This is a genomic window from Enterobacter sp. 301B (assembly GCF_003850715.1).
Lineage (GTDB): Bacteria > Pseudomonadota > Gammaproteobacteria > Enterobacterales > Enterobacteriaceae > Enterobacter > Enterobacter intestinihominis.
In genome coordinates, this window is record NZ_PQTC01000002.1 from 352,025 (window position 1) to 371,540 (window position 19,516).

15 protein-coding genes are annotated in these 19,516 nt (G+C 56.9%); 4 read left to right on the plus strand and 11 right to left on the minus strand.

Annotated features, from left to right (window positions below; translation table 11 throughout):
* Positions 1-55: 55 nt before the first annotated feature.
* Positions 56-1,333 carry a stationary phase inducible protein CsiE gene (gene csiE, locus C3451_RS04005; protein WP_032623757.1) on the plus strand — a complete coding sequence of 426 codons (1,278 nt, stop codon included), beginning with the start codon at positions 56-58 and terminating at the stop codon, positions 1,331-1,333.
* Here csiE and C3451_RS04010 read toward each other — a convergent pair whose 3' ends face one another.
* Entirely contained in the window at positions 1,334-2,473 is a 1,140-nt protein-coding gene (locus C3451_RS04010) for a 3-phenylpropionate MFS transporter (RefSeq protein ID WP_003860673.1), read from the minus strand.
* 172 nt (positions 2,474-2,645) lie between these two features.
* On the opposite strand from C3451_RS04010, the gene C3451_RS04015 reads away from it, so the two are divergent.
* Positions 2,646-3,068 (plus strand): DoxX family protein, encoded by a 423-nt coding sequence (locus tag C3451_RS04015; RefSeq protein WP_038416512.1) that lies wholly within the window; start codon positions 2,646-2,648, stop codon positions 3,066-3,068.
* Between the two features lie 53 nt (positions 3,069-3,121).
* Here C3451_RS04015 and glyA read toward each other — a convergent pair whose 3' ends face one another.
* Entirely contained in the window at positions 3,122-4,375 is a 1,254-nt protein-coding gene (gene glyA, locus C3451_RS04020) for a serine hydroxymethyltransferase (RefSeq protein ID WP_003860678.1), read from the minus strand.
* Positions 4,376-4,679: 304 nt separating this feature from the next.
* Between glyA and hmpA the strand changes: the two genes are divergently transcribed.
* The gene (hmpA, locus tag C3451_RS04025) at positions 4,680-5,870 is read left to right on the plus strand and encodes an NO-inducible flavohemoprotein (protein WP_032623756.1); all 1,191 of its coding nucleotides are present in this window, start codon (positions 4,680-4,682) and stop codon (positions 5,868-5,870) included.
* Between the two features lie 80 nt (positions 5,871-5,950).
* Here the strand turns inward: hmpA and glnB are convergent, their stop codons facing one another.
* The 5 genes from glnB to purL all read right to left on the minus strand — a co-directional run bounded on the left by glnB (position 5,951) and on the right by purL (position 14,306).
* The gene (gene glnB, locus C3451_RS04030; RefSeq protein WP_003860685.1) at positions 5,951-6,289 is read right to left on the minus strand and encodes a nitrogen regulatory protein P-II; all 339 of its coding nucleotides are present in this window, start codon (positions 6,287-6,289) and stop codon (positions 5,951-5,953) included.
* An 80-nt stretch (positions 6,290-6,369) separates the two neighbouring features.
* The gene (glrR, locus tag C3451_RS04035) at positions 6,370-7,707 is read right to left on the minus strand and encodes a two-component system response regulator GlrR (RefSeq protein ID WP_015572150.1); all 1,338 of its coding nucleotides are present in this window, start codon (positions 7,705-7,707) and stop codon (positions 6,370-6,372) included.
* Positions 7,704-8,456, minus strand: coding sequence for a two-component system QseEF-associated lipoprotein QseG (qseG, locus tag C3451_RS04040; RefSeq protein WP_032623754.1), 753 nt, complete (start codon positions 8,454-8,456; stop codon positions 7,704-7,706). The genes glrR and qseG overlap by 4 nt, the downstream gene beginning before the upstream one ends.
* Positions 8,453-9,886 (minus strand): two component system sensor histidine kinase QseE/GlrK, encoded by a 1,434-nt coding sequence (gene qseE, locus C3451_RS04045; RefSeq protein WP_038417062.1) that lies wholly within the window; start codon positions 9,884-9,886, stop codon positions 8,453-8,455. Before qseE ends, qseG begins: the two co-directional genes overlap by 4 nt.
* A 532-nt stretch (positions 9,887-10,418) precedes the next feature.
* A complete protein-coding gene (purL, locus tag C3451_RS04050) occupies positions 10,419-14,306 on the minus strand; it encodes a phosphoribosylformylglycinamidine synthase (protein ID WP_045621509.1) in 3,888 nt (1,295 codons plus the stop codon).
* A gap of 268 nt (positions 14,307-14,574) precedes the next feature.
* Here purL and mltF point away from each other — a divergent pair, with 268 nt between their 5' ends.
* A complete protein-coding gene (gene mltF, locus C3451_RS04055) occupies positions 14,575-16,125 on the plus strand; it encodes a membrane-bound lytic murein transglycosylase MltF (RefSeq protein ID WP_032623752.1) in 1,551 nt (516 codons plus the stop codon).
* Here the strand turns inward: mltF and tadA are convergent.
* Genes tadA through murQ form a run of 4 tightly spaced genes read right to left on the minus strand, consistent with a single transcriptional unit; the run spans position 16,013 to position 19,486 of the window.
* Entirely contained in the window at positions 16,013-16,552 is a 540-nt protein-coding gene (gene tadA, locus C3451_RS04060) for a tRNA adenosine(34) deaminase TadA (RefSeq protein ID WP_023300729.1), read from the minus strand. The two genes, mltF and tadA, sit on opposite strands and share 113 nt — an antisense overlap.
* A 24-nt stretch (positions 16,553-16,576) precedes the next feature.
* Entirely contained in the window at positions 16,577-17,212 is a 636-nt protein-coding gene (gene yfhb / locus C3451_RS04065) for a phosphatidylglycerophosphatase C (protein ID WP_124304237.1), read from the minus strand.
* A 3-nt stretch (positions 17,213-17,215) separates the two neighbouring features.
* Positions 17,216-18,580 (minus strand): PTS transporter subunit EIIC, encoded by a 1,365-nt coding sequence (locus C3451_RS04070; RefSeq protein WP_023306720.1) that lies wholly within the window; start codon positions 18,578-18,580, stop codon positions 17,216-17,218.
* Positions 18,581-18,589: 9 nt separating this feature from the next.
* Positions 18,590-19,486, minus strand: coding sequence for an N-acetylmuramic acid 6-phosphate etherase (murQ, locus tag C3451_RS04075; RefSeq protein WP_023306721.1), 897 nt, complete (start codon positions 19,484-19,486; stop codon positions 18,590-18,592).
* Positions 19,487-19,516: the final 30 nt, after the last annotated feature.

The following is a 19,516-nucleotide window of genomic DNA, read 5'->3' on the forward strand; positions in this document are numbered from 1 at the left end:
TCAGCGCCCATCCTTTAGCTATTCTTATCAAACATTCACACTGGATACCCGACAGATGATGACGACGCTTGAAATTCCATCTGTGCTTTCCAGTTCGCAGCGCCGTTGCCAGGTGCTTTTGATGCTTTACCTGCCCGATGCTGCCGTCACCGCACAGAGCATAATCGCTGCCAACGGCGTGGACGACGTCCTGGCACGGCAAGATATAGCCGAGACGCGCGATGAAATCCAGCGCTATCATCGGCTTGATATCGTCACGCACCATGACGGTTGCTACCGTATTGAGGGCTCCGCCCTGAATCAGCGTTTGTGCCTGCTGCACTGGCTGCGCAGGGCGCTTCGGCTGTGTCCACATTTTGTCGCCCAACAGTTTACCCCTGCCTTAAAAACCGCGCTCAAACAGCACGGCATTGCCCGCCCGCTTTATGACGATGCGAACCTTCGGGCGCTTATCAACTTTTGCGCGCGCAAGCTTCAGCGCCAGTTTGAGTCCCGCGACGTACAGTTTTTACAGCTTTATCTGCAATATTGTCTTATTCAGCATCATCTGGGCAATACGCCGGAGTTTTCACCCGTTCAGCGCAGCTGGACGCAATCGAGAGGGGAATACTTTACGGCGCAGGAAATTGTCCGTCACTGGAAACGGCGCGTCCCGCAGGGAACGCACAGTGATGAACAGCTGTTCCTGGCGCTGCTGTTTATGATGCTCCGCACACCCGACCCGGTACTGGATAAACACCAGCAGGATCAGCGCCTGCGTCGGGCCATCGTGCGTATGATTGCCCGTTTCCGGGCGCAAACCGGGATGAACTTCAGCGATGAGCAAGGGCTGACCGATCAGCTGTATATTCATCTGGCTCAGGCGCTGGACCGCTCCTTATTTGACATCGGCATCGACAACAGTCTGCCGGAAGAGATCCACCGTCTATACCCCCGGCTGCTGCGCACCACTAAAGAGGCGCTGTTTGAGCTGGAAGCCGAATTTGGCCTGCGATTCTCCGGTGAAGAGATGGCTCTGGTGGCAGTGATTTTTGGTGCCTGGCTGATGCAGGAAACCGATCTTCATGAAAAACAGGTAGTCCTGTTAACGGGGGAAGATAAAGCCTGCGAGGAGTTAATTGAGCAGCAGCTTCGCGAGCTGACGCTGCTGCCGCTCAATATTCGTTATCTTAGCCTGGAAGCGTTTAAGAAGGAGGGCGCCCCCCGCGAGGCGGCGCTGGTTATTACGCCTTATCCAACCGCCCTGCCGCTGTTCTCGCCGCCGCTCATTCATGCCGTTGAGACCCTGAACACGCAGCAGCAGGAACATATTCGCGTTATGCTCGAATCTTAGTTACGTGCGAGCAGCGACTTTAGGGCGGATGACAATGGCCGGTAAAGCGACCAGCGCCATCACCCAGAACACACCGTGGCCCAGGTGCTGATAGAGGAAACCGGCAAATACGGTCATCACCGCAATACTGCCGCCCATCGCCACCGCTGAATAGACTGCCTGAAGACGAATAACGTCACCACCCTCTCGCGCCGCGATATAGCGCATCGCCGCCAAATGGCAGACGGTGAAGGTTCCGCAGTGCAGAATTTGCGCCACAATCAGCCACGGCAGCTCCGTCGTCCAGCCCATGATGCCCCAGCGCGCTACGCCGCAAACGGCGGAAAGCAGCAGCAGGTCACGCGCCCCGAAACGACGGAACAGTTTTTGGCTCAGCGCGAAGATAATGACCTCCGCAACCACGCCGAGCGACCACAGGTAGCCTACCGCAGAAGCCGAGTAGCCCGCCCCCTGCCAGTAGATGGCGCTGAAGCCGTAATAGGCCGCATGCGCCCCCTGAAGCAGACAGACGCAGGCCAGGAAACGCCAGCTTTGCGCCACCAGCGAGCGCCAGGCGGGCCAGCCGGCGCTCTCCTGATGGCGGCTTTCGCCCTGCGGCATCACCGACGGACGCAGCAACATACCGAGCAGCATCGAGGCGATGCCGAGCGTTAACAGCGCCAGAATGGCGCGATAGTCATAGAGGCTGACCAGTTTCCCGACCAGCGCAGAGCCGATCACGAAGGCAATCGATCCCCACAGGCGCACGCGGCCATAGTCCATGGTGATCTGCTTTTGCCAGGTGTTCGCCAGGGCATCCGTCAGCGGCACCAGCGGGGAGAAGAACAGATTAAAGCCAACCATCACCACCATCAGCCAGGCAAACTGGTGGCTGACCCAGAAGCAGGCCGCAAAGACCAGCGTCAGGAGGGCCAGAATTCGCACCGCTTTAATCAACAGAGAGGGATCGCTGACGCGAGGCGCTATCAGCAGGCTACCCAGGAAACGTGCCACCAGCCCCGCGCCCAGCAGGATGCCGATGGTCTCAGGCGTCAGACCAATTCCCTTGAGCCAGACGCTCCAGAAAGGCAAAAAAATACCGTAACTAAAGAAATAGGTGAAATAGCTAAGCGCCAGCCAGCGCGTGGAATGCAAGACCATGAATCCCTCCCGAAATGGAGGCGATAGTCTGGCGTTAATCCCTGACTTTAGCAAGTCGTTAGCGCGCTATAAATTAACCAAAAATTAACATCATCACCAGCTGTACAGCGTATGGCGAGAGCGGTAAAACTGTATTACGTTTATAAGACATCGCCTGAAGAGGTCGTTTGCCATGAACAGCTTACGTTATTTCGATTTCGGATCCTCTCGTTCTCTCCTGCTTTTAATTGCCCGCATTGCTATCGTAGTCCTGTTTATTATTTTCGGTTATCCCAAGCTGACGGGGTTTAGCGGCACCGTTCAGTACATGACGTCGCTCGGCGCCCCCATGCCCATGCTGGCCGCGATTATTGCGGTGGTAATGGAAATCCCCGCCGCGATTCTGATCGTTCTGGGCTTTTTCACCCGCCCCCTCGCGGTGATCTTTGTCTTCTATACGCTGGGAACGGCGGTGATTGGACACCACTACTGGGATATGACGGGCGATGCGGTCCTGCCAAATATGATTAACTTCTATAAAAATGTGAGTATCGCTGGCGCCTTTATTTTGCTGGCGATTACCGGGCCGGGGGCCATCTCCCTCGACCGACGTTAGCCCATAAAAAAAGGCCGCATGAGCGGCCTTTTTCAGTTCTGAAACGCAGAGAATTATGCGTACACCGGGAAGCGTGCGCAGATGTCCAGAACTTTACCTTTAACGCGCTCGATAACCGCGTCGTCATTGATGTTGTCCAGAACGTCACACATCCAGCCCGCCAGCTCTTTCACTTCCGCTTCTTTAAAGCCACGGCGAGTTACGGCCGGAGAACCGATACGGATACCGGAAGTCACGAACGGGCTCTTCGGATCGTTTGGCACGCTGTTTTTGTTCACGGTGATGTTGGCGCGGCCGAGGGCTGCGTCAGCTTCTTTACCGGTCAGGTTCTTATCGACCAAATCCAGCAGGAACAGGTGGTTTTCAGTCCCACCGGACACCACTTTGTAACCACGATTCAGGAACACTTCCACCATCGCTTTGGCGTTTTTAGCAACCTGCTGCTGATAAACCTTGAACTCTGGCTCCATCGCTTCTTTCAGCGCGACGGCTTTCGCGGCGATAACGTGCATCAGCGGGCCGCCCTGGGCACTTGGGAACACGGCGGAGTTCAGCTTTTTGTACAGCTCTTCGTCACCGCCTTTCGCCAGGATCAGGCCACCGCGTGGACCCGCCAGGGTTTTGTGGGTGGTGGTGGTCACAACGTGCGCATGTGGAACCGGGTTCGGGTAAACGCCAGCGGCAATCAGACCGGCAACGTGCGCCATGTCGACGAACAGGTACGCGCCGATGCTGTCAGCGATTTCACGCATTTTTGCCCAGTCAACGATGCCGGAGTAAGCAGAGAAGCCACCGATGATCATCTTCGGCTTGTGCTCTTTGGCCTGCTTCGCCATGTCTTCGTAGTCAATTTTACCGGACTCATCAATACCGTAAGGGATGATGTTGTACAGTTTGCCAGAGAAGTTAACCGGAGAGCCGTGAGTCAGGTGGCCGCCCTGCGCCAGGTTCATACCCAGAACGGTATCGCCCGGCTGCAACAGCGCGGTGTAAACAGCGAAGTTAGCCTGAGAGCCAGAGTGCGGCTGGACGTTCGCGTAGTCAGCGCCAAAGAGTTCTTTCGCACGGTCAATCGCCAGCTGCTCAACGATATCAACGTATTCGCAACCGCCGTAGTAGCGCTTGCCCGGGTAACCTTCAGCATATTTGTTGGTCAGCTGAGAACCCTGCGCCTGCATCACGCGCGGGCTGGTGTAGTTTTCGGAGGCGATCAGTTCGATGTGCTCTTCCTGACGTACTTTTTCCTGCTCCATAGCCTGCCACAGTTCGGCATCATAATCGGCAATGTTCATTTCACGCTTTAACATCCGCATCTCCTGACTCAGCTAACAAGTAAATTTTTGGCCTGAAAAGGCAGTCCTGTTGGACGACGGGCAACAGTATAACTGAATAGTTCTGCGATAACAGGTCTTGACAAACGATTTTACGCAAACGTTTACCTCCACGCCACGCAAGGGTTTGAGCAATAAAGCTCTCGCCATTTTCAACGGATTTCTTTTCAGCTTTGTGATGCATATTTTTCACGATGCAAAGAACCATTTACATTGCAGGGGTATTTTTATAAGATGCATATAAAATACATCATTAAAGTAACATCAGAAGGAAGCTGCTATGCTCGACGCCCAAACCATCGCTACCGTGAAGGCCACAATCCCCCTGCTGGTTGAAACGGGTCCTAAACTGACCGCTCATTTCTACGATCGCATGTTCGCGCATAACCCGGAGCTCAAAGAGATTTTCAACATGAGCAACCAGCGTAACGGCGATCAGCGCGAAGCGCTGTTTAACGCTATTGCCGCCTATGCCAGCAACATCGAAAACCTGCCGGCTCTGCTGCCTGCGGTGGAAAAAATCGCCCAGAAGCACACCAGCTTCCAGATCAAACCTGAGCAGTACAACATCGTGGGCAGTCACCTGCTGGCAACCCTGGACGAAATGTTCAGCCCGGGCCAGGAAGTGCTGGATGCCTGGGGTAAGGCATACGGCGTGCTGGCAAACGTGTTCATCAACCGTGAAGCGCAGATCTACAGCGAAAACGCCAGCAAGAATGGCGGCTGGGAAGGCACGCGTGCTTTCCGCATCGTTGAGAAAACCCCGCGCAGCGCACTGATCACCAGCTTTGAGTTTGAGCCGGTGGACGGCCAGCCAGTTGCCGATTACCAGCCGGGGCAGTATCTGGGCGTCTGGCTGAAGCCTGAAGGCTTCCCGCACCAGGAGATTCGCCAGTATTCCCTGACCCGCAAGCCAGACGGCAAAGGCTATCGCATTGCGGTTAAACGTGAGGAAGGCGGTCAGGTATCCAGCTGGCTGCATAACGTCGCCAGCGTGGGTGATATCGTTCATCTGGCCGCGCCAGCGGGTGATTTCTTTATGGCGGTGGAATCGGGTACCCCGGTGACGCTGATTTCCGCAGGTGTTGGTCAAACGCCAATGCTGGCGATGCTGGATACGCTGGCAAAATCAAACCACAGCGCGCAGGTTAACTGGTTCCACGCGGCCGAAAACGGTGATGTGCACGCCTTTGCAGATGAAGTGAAAGCGCTCGGAGCGGGTCTGCCACACTTTACCGCGCATACCTGGTATCGTTTACCCACGGAAGCTGACCGCGCAGCGGCACGTTTTGACAGCGAAGGCCTGATGAATTTAGGGCAGCACGAAGGGGCGTTTAGCGCACCGGGGATGCAGTTCTACGTGTGTGGGCCGGTAGCGTTTATGCAGTATGCCGCGAAGCAGCTGGTAGACCTGGGCGTGAACAAAGACAACATTCATTACGAATGTTTCGGCCCGCATAAAGTGCTGTAATCGCCCGGCGGCGCTGCGCTTGCACGGACCTGCGAAGGGTTCTGTAGGCCGGGTAAGCGCAGCGCCACCCGGCAAGAATGTTAAATCGCCGCGTCGTCTTCTTCGCCGGTACGGATACGGATCACGCGCGCCACGTCAAAGACGAAGATTTTCCCGTCGCCAATTTTACCGGTCTGCGCCGTGCGGATGATGGTATCCACACAGGTATCGACGATATCATCGCTCACCACGATCTCGATTTTCACTTTCGGCAGAAAGTCCACCATGTACTCTGCGCCACGGTATAGCTCGGTGTGGCCCTTCTGACGACCAAAACCTTTCACTTCAGTTACGGTCATCCCGGTGATGCCTACTTCTGCCAGCGCTTCACGTACATCATCCAGTTTGAAAGGTTTAATAATCGCATCAATTTTTTTCATGGTGGGTCCTTAAACTCTTGCCAGTAAGCAGCCTCGTAATCGGTTGCTCACAGTATCATATTCAGGCGAATTTTGCGGTATTACTCTTTAAAATCGTTCGCTTCCAGCTCGTGGCGTGAGAGCAATTTATAGAACTCGGTACGGTTACGCCCGGCCATGCGCGCCGCGTGGGTCACGTTGCCTTTGGTGATTTGCAGCAGCTTGCGCAGATAGTTCAGCTCGAACTGATTTCGCGCTTCCGCAAACGTCGGTAAGGCCGTGTTTTCCCCCTCGAGCGCCTGCTCCACCAGCGCATCGCTGATCACCGGCGATGACGTCAGCGCCACGCACTGCTCAATCACGTTCACCAGCTGGCGTACGTTACCCGGCCAGCTTGCGGTCATCAGGCGTTTCATCGCATCGGTGGAGAACGCGCGCACAAACGGTTTGTGGCGGTCAGCGGCCTGGCGCAAAAGGTGATTTGCCAGCAGCGGGATATCTTCCGCACGCTCGGCCAGCGCCGGGATTTTCAGGTTGACGACATTCAGTCGATAGTAGAGATCTTCGCGGAACTCGTTGCGCGCCATCACCTTGGGTAAATCACGGTGGGTGGCGGAAATAATACGCACGTTGATATCGATATCGCGGTTGCTGCCAAGCGGACGCACTTTCCGCTCCTGCAACACGCGCAGCAATTTGACCTGCAGCGGCGCGGGCATATCGCCAATTTCATCAAGGAACAGCGTGCCCCCCTCAGCCGCCTGGAACAGCCCTTCACGGCTGCTCACCGCGCCGGTAAAGGCGCCGCGGGCATGGCCGAAGAGCTCTGATTCGAGCAGCTGTTCCGGCAACGCGCCACAGTTAATGGCAATAAAAGCATTTTTACTGCGCGGGCTGGCGTTGTGGATCGCCTGGGCGAGGATCTCTTTCCCGGTCCCGCTCTGGCCGTTGATCAGCACGCTAACGTCGGATTGCGCCACCATCCGCGCCTGTTCCAGCAGGCGCAGCATTACAGGGCTACGCGTCACGATGGATTCACGCCAGGCGTCGTCGCCGGATGGCGCTGCGTGCTCAAGGGCGCTGTCGATCGCTTTATAGAGGGCGTCTTTATCCACCGGTTTGGTGAGGAAGCTGAATACCCCCTGCTGCGTCGCGGCCACCGCATCAGGAATAGATCCGTGAGCGGTGAGGATAATCACCGGCATCCCGGGCTGCTGCTTCTGGATCTCCGTGAACAGTTGCAGGCCATCCATTTCATCCATGCGCAAATCGCTGATCACCAGATCGATTTTCTCACGGCTGAGCACCTTCAGCCCCTCCTGCCCGCTTTCAGCGGTGACCACGCTGTAGCCTTCGCTGACCAGACGCATCCCCAGCAGCTTTAACAGCCCGGGATCGTCATCCACCAGTAACAGATGGGCAGGTTTACGGCTTGTCATGGCTTCACATCCTCTTGTTTCGGCGTCTCACTGTCTGGCGTCGTGGCAGAGTTGCCTTTCGACCCATCGGGCAGATAGCTGCCTGCCGGCTTACGCGTCGAGAGCTGTCTTTCGATATCGGTCAGATTTTCGAGCTTGCGGGTGGTGGTTTCCAGCTGCTCGCGCAGCGACTCCTGCTGCTGGCGAAGCGCATCAAGCTCGCTGTCGCTTGACTGCTGCAATTTGCTGTAGCGGAAACGCTCTTCAGACAGCTGTAATTGCAGGGTTTGTCCGTCCCGCCAGAGCTGATAGACCGGGCGCACCTGCGGGGGAATATTGATCACGTAAGTATCCAGCCGCGTCACGTTGGCGCGGCGTTCGACAGGCGTGATTCTGGCATCCGCCATCACGATCCCGCGTTTAAACGCGTCCTGCCAGGTATCGTCCACCAGCATCGCCGCCTGGGCACGGGCCTCGGCGGGCGCCAGCCGCTGGGCGCAGTCTATTCCGCGCAGCCAGAACAGCGGATTGGATTCAACATCACGCCCCGACAGGCTCCAGATATCATCGCAACGTGTCGAAAGGAAATCAGCCAGCTGTTTTTGCGGCCATTTATCTTCCTGTTTGTGGCTAATTGCACTTTTCGGTGCATGGGTTACACAGCCTGCCAGCAGTAAGCAGGGCAGGCTGAGGCGCACATTTTTGCTGGAAAACACCGCGCGCAGTGCGCGGTAAAAGACGTGTGACATACTCACCAGGTTGTTATTCATTTCATTGATTTTTCCGGCTCAAGAGGCAGTTCGATACGAAAACAGACATCGGCGCGTTCATCACTCACGATGTTAAGCTCACCCTGCATGCGTCGTATGCAGTCGCGGGCAATACTCAGCCCCAGACCACTTCCTTTTACCGCACCTTTTCGCTGATGACTCCCCTGGAAGAAGGGTTCAAAGATCAGCGTTTTTTCATCATCCGGAATCGGGCTTCCGGTATTCGCTACGTCAATAAATACCCGCGAACCGTTGTTATTGCTTCTGATATAAATGGTACCGGATTCAGTACCATAGTGCACCGCATTGGAATAAAGATTATCCAGTACGCTCATTAACAGCATCGGTTCTGCAAGACAGGCTGGCGCGTTGAGTTCCACCTGGGTATGCATCATTTTAGCTCTTGCTGGCAGGCTATGGGCGGAGATCACCATGTCCACCAGCGGTTCAATCTCAACGCTTTCAAGCACCACAGCACCATCCGCCAGCTTGCGGTTATAGTCCAGCAGTTGTTCAATAAGCTTTTGTAAATTGCGGCTGCTGGCATCCAGAATCGCCACGATCTCTTTTTGCTCAGGGGTTAACGGCCCCGCCACTTCGTCGGCCAGCAGTTCCGTACCTTCACGCATGCTGGCCAGCGGCGTTTTGAGTTCGTGTGAGATATGGCGCAGGAACTGGTGGCGCTGCGATTCCAGCCATGCCAGGCGCTCTGAAAGCCAGATGATGCGTTGACCGACCGAGCGCAGCTCGCGCGGGCCTTTAAAAACGACCGTATCCCCGAGAGATTTACCCTCCCCCAGGCGGTTAATCATCCGCTGGATCCCCTTCACGGGGCCGATGATCATGCGGGTAAAGAGCAGCACCAGCCCCAGGCTGACGAGGAACAGCACCAGCGCCTGCCAGCCGAAGAACTGGCCGCGCTCGGCAATCTCCTGCTGGAGCTGCTGACCACGGGAAAAGATAACCGTACGGGTGGACTGAACCATCTCCGTATTGGCGTTCGCGAAGGCTTCAAGTCGGGCGGCGGCGGCGGCATCAGGACCGCTGTTTTTGCACTGGAGCTGCGCCAGATCGTTCAGATCCTGACGCAGCGCCTGATAGAGTTTGTCATCTGGCAGCACCCCGGCGTGGGCGTCCAGCATTTCGCTGTAGCGTTTACGCTGGTTCTGATAGACCCTCTCCAGCGTGCGATCGTCCAGCACGCAGTACTGGCGATAGCTACGCTCCATCTCAAGCGCGGCGTTGGTCATCGCCTCGCTACGGCGAGCATCAATAAGCGTGGTGCGGTTAGTCAGGGCCGCCTGTGCACTTAACGCGTTCAGGCTTTGCCAGGCCTGCCAGGCCAGAACCAGCAAAGGTAGCAGGATCAGCAGGAAGGCCATCATAACGAGCTGTCGCAGGGAGCGAGGGAAAGCGGGCCAGCGTTTCAACACATTACTCTCTTCATCCGGGTTTGAGGAGAGCGTAACTGAGTCTGCCCTTCAGATACAACAAAGCCGGGTAAAAACCCGGCTTTGTCATGGAATAAGGCGGTGCCTAACTCGACGTTTCGCCCTGGCCTGATAAAGCATTGCAATAATCAGTAGTTGGACGGCAGGCACCTTTTTGTGCGTCATTCGAAGTTTATGTAGCACGTCCCGAAGGGGCTGACATAAGAGGGTGAATGAGCCACTGGTTACTATTATGCAACACGCGTGCCAGATTGCAAAAATTAATGCTATCCTTATGATTAGTAATATTTTTATTATCAAAACGTATTGATTGTTACGTGAATGATTTCCAGGCTAAGTGTCGCTATTAAGCAACACCTTAACGGGAACCTGTCCTGCCGCATATAAATCAATAGGTTAAATGTCTCCTTTTGGAGACACTCGGACCAGAGAGTTGTCGCGATTTTGCGACAGAGACAAAAAAGCCCGGTGGCGCTCGCGCTTACCGGGCCTACAGTCAGGGCGTAGAAACTTAACCTAGTTGTTTACGTGCGTTGCGGAAAATGCGCATCCACGGGCTGTCCTCGCCCCAGTTTTCCGGGTGCCAGGAGTTGCTCACGGTACGGAAGACACGCTCCGGGTGAGGCATCATAATCGTCACCCGACCGCTTTCGCTGGTGACCGCGGTAATGCCATTTGCCGAACCGTTCGGGTTAGCCGGATAGGTTTCGGTGACCTTGCCAAAGTTATCAACAAAGCGCAGCGCCACCAGTCCTTTGCTTTCAAGCTGAGCCAGGTGCGCCGCATCACGGACTTCAACCTGACCTTCACCGTGCGAAACCGCGATTGGCATCTGCGAACCGACCATCCCCTGCAACAGCAGGGACGGGCTTTGGGTTACTTCTACCAGGCTGAAGCGCGCTTCAAAGCGGTCAGACTGGTTACGCACAAAGCGCGGCCAGGCTTCGCTGCCCGGGATCAGCTCGCGCAGGTTAGACATCATCTGGCAGCCGTTACACACCCCCAGCGCCAGCGTCTGCGGACGGTGGAAGAAGGTTTCAAACTCGTCACGTACGCGGCTGTTGAACAGGATGGACTTCGCCCAGCCTTCGCCCGCGCCCAGCACGTCACCGTAGGAGAACCCCCCGCAGGCTACCAGTGCCTGGAAATCATCCAGCCCGGTACGCCCTGCCAGCAGGTCGCTCATGTGGACGTCGATGGCGTCAAAGCCCGCCCGGTGGAAGGCCGCTGCCATCTCAACGTGGGAGTTAACGCCCTGTTCGCGCAGCACGGCCACTTTAGGACGCGCACCGGTCGCAATGTACGGCGCGGCAATGTCTTCGTTGATGTCGAAGGTGAGCTTCACGTTCAGGCCAGGATCGTTGTCGTTCGCCTTCGCGTTATGCTCCTGATCGGCACATTCCGGGTTGTCACGCAGGCGCTGCATCTGCCAGGTGGTTTCCGCCCACCACATACGCAACGTGGTGCGGCTTTCGCTGAACACCGGGTGGCCGTCGGCTTCAATCACGAAACGGTCGCCCTGCACCGCTTTACCGAGATAGTGCACGCAGTCTGCCAGACCGTGCTGCGCCAGAATCGCTTCCACCGCGTCGCGATCTGCGGCGCGTACCTGAATGACCGCGCCAAGCTCTTCGTTAAACAGCACCGCCAGGCGGTCTTCACCAAGCGTTGCAATGTTTGCTTCAACGCCGCAGTGGCCAGTGAAGGCCATCTCTGCCAGCGTCACCAGCAGGCCGCCATCGGAACGATCGTGGTAGGCCAGCAGCTTACGCTGCGCCACCAGCGCCTGAATTGCGTCGTAGAAGCCTTTCAACTGTGCGACGTCCCGCACGTCGGCTGGCTTTTCGCCGAGCTGGCGGTAAACCTGCGCCAGCGCGGTGGCGCCGAGCGCATTGTGGCCTTTGCCGAGGTCAATCAGCAGCAGGGCGTTATCTTCGGTCGCCAGCTGCGGCGTAACGGTATGACGCACGTCTTCCACGCGCGCAAACGCGGTGATCACCAGCGACAGCGGAGAGGTCATCTCGCGCTGCTCGTTACCTTCCTGCCAGCGGGTTTTCATCGACATGGAGTCTTTACCCACCGGAATGGTCAGGCCGAGCGCAGGACACAGCTCTTCACCCACCGCTTTCACCGCTTCGTACAGGCCGGCATCTTCGCCAGGGTGACCGGCAGCAGCCATCCAGTTCGCGGAAAGTTTGATACGTTTGATATCGCCAATCTGCGTCGCGGCGATGTTGGTCAGCGCTTCACCGACCGCCAGACGGGCAGAGGCAGCGAAGTCCAGCAGCGCCACCGGGGTGCGTTCGCCCAGGGCCATCGCTTCGCCGTAGTAGCTGTCGAGGCTTGCGGTGGTCACGGCGCAGTTAGCGACCGGGATCTGCCACGGGCCGACCATTTGATCGCGCGATACCATACCGGTCACGGTACGGTCGCCGATGGTGACCAGGAAAGTTTTCTCTGCTACAGCAGGCAGGTGCAGCACGCGGTTAACCGCTTCCGCCACGGTAATGCCCTGACGATCCAGCGCTTTACCCGCCGCTTTGCGGGTTGTTACGTCGCGGGTCATCTTCGGCGTTTTACCGAGCAGAACGTCCAGCGGCAGATCGATCGGCTGGTTGTCAAAATGGGTATCACTGAGAGTCAGGTGCTGCTCTTCGGTCGCTTCACCAATGACGGCATACGGCGCGCGCTCGCGGCGGCACAGCTCGTCAAACAGCGGCAGCTGATCGGCGGCAACCGCCAGCACGTAGCGCTCCTGGGATTCGTTACACCAGATTTCCAGCGGGCTCATGCCTGGCTCATCGCTCAGGATATCGCGCAGGTTGAAGCGCCCGCCGCGACCGCCGTCGCTCACCAGCTCCGGCATGGCGTTAGAGAGTCCACCCGCGCCCACGTCGTGGATGAACAGAATCGGGTTGGCTTCGCCGAGCTGCCAGCAGCGGTCGATCACTTCCTGACAGCGGCGCTCCATTTCCGGGTTGTCGCGCTGCACGGACGCGAAGTCGAGATCCGCATCAGACTGGCCGGAGGCCATAGACGAGGCTGCCCCGCCGCCCAGACCGATGTTCATGGCCGGGCCGCCGAGCACGATCAGCTTCGCGCCGACGACGATCTCGCCTTTCTGCACATGATCGGCGCGAATGTTGCCGATCCCGCCCGCCAGCATGATCGGTTTGTGGTAGCCGCGCAGCTCTTCGCCGTTGTGGCTGTCCACTTTCTCTTCGTAGGTACGGAAGTAACCGTTCAGCGCCGGACGACCAAATTCGTTGTTGAACGCCGCGCCGCCCAGCGGGCCTTCGGTCATGATATCCAGCGCGGTCACGATGCGCTCTGGCTTGCCGAAATCTTCTTCCCACGGCTGTTCAAAACCCGGGATACGCAGGTTGGAAACGGAGAAACCGACCAGACCCGCTTTGGGTTTCGCGCCGCGACCGGTCGCACCTTCGTCACGGATCTCACCGCCGGAGCCGGTCGCCGCACCCGGCCACGGAGAGATGGCCGTCGGGTGGTTGTGGGTTTCCACTTTCATCAGGATATGCGCAGGCTCCTGGTGGAAGTCATAGCGCCCTGCTTCGCGGTCGGCGAAGAAGCGGCCCACCTCGGAACCTTCCATCACCGCGGCGTTGTCTTTATAGGCAGACAGCACGTGGTCAGGGGTTTGCTCCATGGTGTTTTTGATCATTTTGAACAGCGACTTCGGCTGCTGTTCGCCGTCGATAATCCAGTCGGCGTTGAAAATTTTGTGGCGGCAGTGCTCGGAGTTGGCCTGCGCGAACATATACAGTTCGATGTCGTTCGGGTTGCGATTCAGCTTAACGAATGCATCCTGAAGGTAGTCGATTTCATCTTCTGCGAGCGCCAGACCAAGACGCAGGTTTGCGTCGATCAGCGCCTGACGCCCCTGCCCCAGCAGATCCACGCTCTGTACCGGCGCAGGCTGATGGTGGGAGAACAGTTTCTGCGCATCATCCAGAGAGTCAAACACGCTCTCCATCATGCGGTCGTGCAGCTCCGCTGTCACGGCCTGCCACTGCGCGTCGCTCAGGGTTGACGCTTCCACATAGTACGCCACGCCGCGCTCCAGACGGTTAATCTGGCTCAGGCCGCAGTTGTGAGCGATGTCGGTGGCTTTGGAAGACCAGGGGGAGATGGTGCCAGGACGTGGCGTGGCGAGGATTAATTTGCCGGTCGGCGTATGGCTGCTCAGGCTTGGGCCATATTTAAGCAGACGTTCCAGCTGTACGCGCTCCTCTGCATTCAGGGGGGCATTCAGGTCAGCAAAATGGACATACTCAGCGTAAATATTGCTTACCGGAAGGTCGGCCGCCTGAAAACGTGCCAGCAGTTTATTAATACGGAAGGCAGACAGTGCAGGCGAACCACGCAGAATTTCCATCATAAGTCTCTCGTCTTCGAAGCGCCGGGGCGCTTACAGTGTGCGCAAGGGGGGGAAAACGGGCGTCATTATAGAGAATCCTGAGCGCCGACGAAACCGTTTGCGTCGAAATAAAATCATCCTTTTTGTTTAACAATAGATGTGACCTGTCTCTCTAATTGGTTGCCAACTGGCGCTACTTTGCGCAAAATGCCGCTCAATCAATGGCAAACTCTACTCTTAACATGACTACAGCACACTGAGGCAACCGGCGTCGCAGAGAATTAACTAATTGAAAAAATTAAAGATTAATTATCTGCTCATCGGCATTGTTACGTTGCTGCTGGCAGTGGCCCTCTGGCCGTCTATCCCCTGGTTCGGCAAAGCCGAAAACCGTATCGCCGCCATTCAGGAGCGGGGGGAGTTGCGCGTCAGTACCCTCTCCTCTCCGCTTATATACGACGATATCAACGGTAAAACCATTGGTCTTGATTACGAACTGGCACAGCTGTTTGCGGACTATCTGGGCGTGAAGCTTAAAGTCACCGTGCGGCAGAACATCAACCAGCTGTTTGATGATTTAGACCATGACCGTGCCGATATTCTCGCCGCAGGTCTGGTGTACAACAGCGAACGCAGCAAAAATTATCAGCCGGGCCCGACCTATTACTCCGTGTCGCAGCAGGTGGTTTATCGTGTGGGTAGCTTGCGCCCGCGCTCACTGGCCGACATTACCGACCAGCAATTGACCATTGCGCCAGGCCATGTGGTGATTGACGATCTGCGGGCGTTGAAAGAGAAAAAATACCCGAACCTCAGCTGGACGGTCGATCCTAAACTCGGCACTACCGAATTGCTGGAGCAGGTAAAAGATAAAAAGCTGGCCTATACCATTGCTGATTCGGTGGCGATCAGCCTTTTCCAGCGCGTTCATCCTGAAATCGCCGTGGCGCTGGATGTGACCGATGAACAGCCGGTAACCTGGTTTACCCAGTTAGACGACGATCAAACCGTCTCTGCGGCTATGCTCGATTTCTTTAATTCCATCAATGAAGACGGCACCCTGGCGCGTCTGGAAGAGAAATATCTCGGTCACGGTGACGATTTTGATTACGTTGACACCCGCTCCTTCCTGCGCGCGGTGGATAGCGTGCTGCCGGACCTGCAACCGCTGTTCGAGAAGTACGCTCAGGAGATTGACTGGAAGTTACTGGCGGCAATTTCCTACCAGGAATCGCACTGGGATGCTCAGGCCACCTCCCCCACGGGCGTGCGCGGGTTGATGATGCTGACCAAAAATACCGCGCAGAGCCTCGGCATTAGCGATCGAACCGATGCGGAACAGAGCATCAGCGGCGGCGCGCAATATTTACAGGATATGATGGCGAAAGTGCCGGAGACGGTTCCTGAAGGGGAGCGGATCTGGTTTGCGCTGGCCGCCTATAACATGGGTTATGCCCATATGCTCGACGCGCGGACGCTGACGGCAAAAACCAAAGGTAACCCGGACAGCTGGTCAGATGTAAAACAGCGCCTGCCGCTGCTTAGCCAGAAACAGTGGTACCAGAAGCTGACGTACGGCTATGCGCGCGGGCATGAAGCGTATGCCTACGTGGAAAATATTCGTAAGTATCAGATAAGCCTGGTGGGATATCTGCTGGAGAAAGAAAAAGAGGCGGCCGAGGCGCAACAGCTGGCTGAAAGCTATCCGGTGGTCGCACCGGACGAGCTTAATCACCCTGCGGTTTCAATTCTGCCTTTTGTTGCTTTTTCTGCAGCCGACGCATTCGAAAAAAGTCACTTAACAGACCCGAACATTCTGGTGCAAGTACCCCGCCGATAGTTTTCACCTGGTGGTTCATCCCCGGATGCCCAAGCACGTCCATCAGTGAACCAGCAGCGCCCGTTTTTTCATCCCGCGCGCCAAACACCAGCGTACCGATTCGGCTATGCACCATCGCCCCGGAGCACATCACGCACGGTTCAAGGGTGACGTACAGGGTGGTATCAAGCAGACGATAGTTTTGCAGCACCAGTCCGCCCTGACGCAGCGCCATAATTTCAGCATGCGCGGTAGGATCGTGACGGCCAATCGGACGGTTCCACCCTTCACCAATTACCTGATTGTTATGGACCAGCACCGCGCCCACGGGAACTTCGCCCTCTTCCCAGGCGCGCTGAGCCAGCGCCAGCGCGTGGCGCATCCAGTATTCATGATTGTGTTCAGGGTTGGACAAGGGCTGATACTCCAGTCGAAAAGCGGGCGGCATTATACACAGCCGGTACAGATAAGACTATTCGAGTTGCTGAAGTTCGCCCAGAGGCGTGACGCGCCAGCGGTGCTGGCAAAAATAGAGCAGCGGGTTGTCCTGCTTGCTGTCGCTGTAGCCGCTGTACAGACGCAGCGGCGTACCGATGCGTTTCTCCAGCTGCACCACTTTTTCATGTCCGAGGCAACGCAGGGTAAGCACCCAGCCGCCGTAGCCGCGCGCGATCTGCGTGGCGATAAGGTTTACGCGCGGCAGCCAGGGCGTATCAAAATAGACCTGCTCCACCAGCGTCTGCGGGGAGCCGGTAATCAGCCAGATATCGGCATCGTTGGCGTCGAGATAGCTGGTCAGGCGCGCCTGGACCACGGGAAACGCGGCGACGTGCCCGCGAAACCAGTGGGCAAAATCCTGCACAAGCTGCTTAAGACGCGCTTCGCTATGACCAAACGTGCATCCCCAGAGCAGCAGGCTCATCGGCCAGCGCGCTGAACGGCCTTTCACCATTAGCGCGATGCCAATAACGGGTAACAGGGGCAATACCAGCAACGCGTTAAGGGGCTGGCGCCGCAGCAGATAGCGCATAAAGGTGCCGAACATATCCTGCTGATGCAGCGTTCCATCCAGATCAAAAAAGACAACGCGACGCTCGTGATTTGCCAAACCTTACTCCTCTGGGTCGTTGAATCCTAATAGCCAGGTAAACAGGAACCCGGCGATCACCGCTACCAGATAGCCTAACAGATAGAGCATCACTTTTCCGGTCACGATGGTTAATGCCAGCGGTAAACCGGAAATCCCGAAGGTGATAACGGTCGCCACTTTCCAGTAGCTAATCAACGCCCCGCCCACCGCGCCACCGAGACAGGCGGCCAGGAACGGCTTGCCCAGCGGCAGCGTAACGCCGAAAATCAGCGGCTCGCCGATACCGAGCAACCCGACCGGCAACGCCCCTTTAATGACCTTTTTCAGACGTGCGTTGCGGGTTTTCATCAGCACCGCGATGGCCGCGCCGACCTGCCCAACGCCCGCCATCGACAGGATCGGCAGCAGGGCGTTATAGCCGTGCGCCTGTACCAGTTCGACGTGAATCGGCACTAGCCCCTGATGCAGACCGGTCAGCACTAACGGCAGGAAGGTTCCGGACAGCACAGCCCCCACCAATAACCCACCGCGATCGATAGCCAGAGACGCGCCGTGGGCGATGGCTTCAGAGATGGCGCCGCCTAACGGTTGCAGCGCCACAATCGCCACGCTCCCGGTAATCAATGTGGTCAGCAGCGGGTTGAGGATCAGCTCAATCGAGCCTGGCAGCACCGCGCGCAGCTTTTTCTCGATCCAGCACATCAGAATGACCACCAGCAGCACGGCAATCACCCCGCCGCGGCCAGGCTGAAGCGCCTCGCCAAACAGCGTAATCTGCGCCAGCTGCGGGCTGGAGAGGATACCCGCCATAACGCCGCCCATCGCCAGCGAGCCGCCAAACACTTTGGCCGTGTTCACCCCCACCAGAATGTTCATGATGGCAAACACCGCGCTGCCGAAAATCGCCAGAATACCCAGCAGGTTCGGATACTGCGTGGCAAAATCCCCGACAATATCCGGACGCTTAAGAATATTGATAATCCCGGTGATCAGCCCCGACGCGATAAACGCCGGGATCAGCGGAATAAAGACGTTAGCCAGTTGGCGCAGCGCATCGCTCATAGGGGCTTTGTATTTGGCTTTCGCCTGCGCTTTGGTGCGTTCCGCATCGTCAAAGGCGGGAGCCGTTTCACCGCCCGTCATCAGGGCGCGCATGGCATCTACCACCTGCGCCGCTTTGCCCGGACCGACAATCAACTGGTGCTGTTGCCCCTGCTTAACGTACCCGCTCACGCCGGGAAGCTGCTTAAGGCGCGTCAAATCAAGCTGTTCGTCGTTATGCACCTCGACGCGAACACGCGTCATACAGTTCTCAAGACGCTGAATATTTTTTTCCCCACCGATCCCGAGCAGGATGTCGCTGGCGAGCGCTGCTGTTTTGTCCATACACGCCTCTTATTGGTGTTCTAATGCCGCCCGTAAAAACCCGTGATGGGCTTCGAGTCTGGCTCTGGCCGCGGCTGCATCCAGCCCGGTTAATATCATCAGAATGGCGGGTTTTACATCGTGATCGGTCTGCTGAAGCACCTTTTCCGCCTCTTCACGACTGGCACCTGTCGCTTCCATCACCATGCGACACGCTCTGTCCACCAGCTTGATGTTAGTGGCCTGCATATCCACCATCAGGTTTTGGTAGACCTTGCCAAATTTCACCATCGCGCCGGTGGAGATCATATTGAGCACCAGCTTCTGCGCGGTACCCGACTTCAGCCGTGTGGAGCCGGTGAGCGCTTCCGGCCCGACGACCGGAGAGATGGCAATGGCGGCCACCTGCGCAATCGGCGAGCCCGGGTTACAGGAGATGGCCACTGTGGTGCACCCGGTCTGTCTGGCATATTCCAGTCCACCAATGACGTACGGCGTACGACCAGAAGCCGCCAGCCCGACCACCAGATCCTGCGCGGTCAGGTTTAGCGCCCTGAGATCATCTTCCCCAAGCTGTTTATTGTCTTCTGCCCCTTCTACCGCTTTCAGCAGCGCGCCGGGGCCACCGGCAATCAGGCCAACGACCAGCCCGTGCGGAACGCCAAAAGTCGGCGGACATTCTGAGGCATCCAGCACCCCGAGGCGCCCGCTGGTTCCCGCTCCCATATAAATAATGCGTCCTCCTGCTTTGAGAGCGTCGGCAGCGGCGTCTACGGCTTTTGCTACCTCAGGCAATGTCTCTTTGACTGCCAGCGCGACGAGGGTATCCTGTTGATTAAAGCGGTTTACCAGCTCCAGCGTGGACAGTGCATCAAGATCCATGGTTTGCGGGTTACGCGTTTCAGAAACAAGAGAGCCAAGATTCATGTTATTTACCTCTGGAATTTTTAATTCATA

Bases quoted from the DNA above. Each gene is read 5' to 3' on its own strand.
- C3451_RS04070 (WP_023306720.1), bottom strand. From the start codon at position 18,580: ATGGACAAAACAGCAGCGCTCGCCAGCGACATCCTGCTCGGGATCGGT.
- qseG (WP_032623754.1), bottom strand. From the start codon at position 8,456: ATGAATAACAACCTGGTGAGTATGTCACACGTCTTTTACCGCGCACTG.
- glnB (WP_003860685.1), bottom strand. From the start codon at position 6,289: ATGAAAAAAATTGATGCGATTATTAAACCTTTCAAACTGGATGATGTA.
- C3451_RS04010 (WP_003860673.1), bottom strand. From the start codon at position 2,473: ATGGTCTTGCATTCCACGCGCTGGCTGGCGCTTAGCTATTTCACCTAT.
- purL (WP_045621509.1), bottom strand. From the start codon at position 14,306: ATGATGGAAATTCTGCGTGGTTCGCCTGCACTGTCTGCCTTCCGTATT.
- C3451_RS04015 (WP_038416512.1), top strand. From the start codon at position 2,646: ATGAACAGCTTACGTTATTTCGATTTCGGATCCTCTCGTTCTCTCCTG.
- murQ (WP_023306721.1), bottom strand. From the start codon at position 19,486: ATGAATCTTGGCTCTCTTGTTTCTGAAACGCGTAACCCGCAAACCATG.
- glrR (WP_015572150.1), bottom strand. From the start codon at position 7,707: ATGACAAGCCGTAAACCTGCCCATCTGTTACTGGTGGATGACGATCCC.
- csiE (WP_032623757.1), top strand. From the start codon at position 56: ATGATGACGACGCTTGAAATTCCATCTGTGCTTTCCAGTTCGCAGCGC.
- hmpA (WP_032623756.1), top strand. From the start codon at position 4,680: ATGCTCGACGCCCAAACCATCGCTACCGTGAAGGCCACAATCCCCCTG.
- tadA (WP_023300729.1), bottom strand. From the start codon at position 16,552: ATGCCGCCCGCTTTTCGACTGGAGTATCAGCCCTTGTCCAACCCTGAA.
- glyA (WP_003860678.1), bottom strand. From the start codon at position 4,375: ATGTTAAAGCGTGAAATGAACATTGCCGATTATGATGCCGAACTGTGG.